The following is a 1,161-nucleotide window of genomic DNA, read 5'->3' on the forward strand; positions in this document are numbered from 1 at the left end:
GGGCGCCCCGGGGGCGGCCGGCTCGAAGTCCCCCGAGCCCGCGGGCCCGTCCGAGCGGGCCCCGGACGGGGCGGCCGCGCCGGCACCCGGCGCGGCGGGGCCCGGTGTGACGATGGCGACCGTCGGGCGGTCCTGCGGCGGCTCCGGCACGGCCGACAGGTCGTACCCGCACGCACCGCAGAACAGGTCGCCCTGCTCCAACGGCTCCTCGCAGCCGGGACACCTCGGCAGGGCCGTCTCCTGGTGGTTCTGCGACATGTTCACACCCACGTTCGGGGGCGGAAACGGTTGGCCCGCTCCACCAGTTCGATCCTCTCGGCGCCGGGCTCCGCGAGCCGGGCGAGCATCCGGTACGCGCGCTCCAGACCGAAACGCAGTCCGCGCTCGTCCAGCTCACTGCCGAGCAGCGTCCCCGGGCCGTGCGGTCCGGCGTGTGCGGCCGGCTGCGGGCCCGAAGGGCTACCGGAGAGTACCCAGTCGAGCGCGGTGCCCAGCACCTCGGTCGACAACTGCTCCCGCCGCACCGCGTCGAGCCCGAGCCCCGCGAGCCCCGACACCTGCGCCGACGCGGCCATCAGGTCCGCCATCAACGGCTCGTCCGGGGCCCGTTCGCGCAGCCGCGCCCGGACCGCGGCGACCCGGGCCGCCGTGTAGTGGATCGACGCCTCCGGCACCGACTCCAGCGTCCGGACCGCCGCGTTCCGGTCCCCGGCGGCGATCTGCACCCGGGCCAGGCCGAACGCGGCGCTCACGAAGCTCGGATCGGTCATCCACACCAGCCGGTAGTACTCGGCGGCGTTGTCCAGCTGGCCCAGCACCTCCGCGCAGATGCCGAGGGCCAGCTTGGGCGCCGGCTCCCCGGGAAACGCGTCGTACACCGCGTCGAACGCCAGCGCCGCGTTCTCCCGGTCACCGGTCACCAGGGAGGTGAGGCCCCGGTACCAGACGACCCGCCAGTCGTCCGGGTGCTGCCCCTCCAGCTCCGTCAGGGTCTTCGCGGCCGCGCCGGCATCGCCCATCTCCAGGTACGCCCGCAGCTCGCGCAGCCGGGTCTCCAGCGAGGCGGCCGGAACCGCCTGCAACGCGGCGATCAGCTCGGCGGGCGCCGACGCCATCACCCCGGCCAGGAAACCCGCGTTGGGGTCGTTCGCGTCGACCCGG

1 protein-coding gene and 1 pseudogene are annotated in these 1,161 nt (G+C 75.5%); both read right to left on the reverse strand.

Annotation, left to right across the window (positions count from 1 at the left end):
- A pseudogene (locus E6R18_RS33835) lies at positions 1–258 on the reverse strand (protein phosphatase); the annotation flags it as partial.
- A 2-nt stretch (positions 259–260) separates the two neighbouring features.
- Positions 261–1,161 (reverse strand): tetratricopeptide repeat protein (locus E6R18_RS33840; RefSeq protein ID WP_136320683.1); only part of this gene is annotated, 901 nt, incomplete at its 5' end.

This window comes from Streptomyces sp. A1277 (assembly GCF_004795015.1).
Classification (GTDB): Bacteria; Actinomycetota; Actinomycetes; order Streptomycetales; family Streptomycetaceae; genus Streptomyces.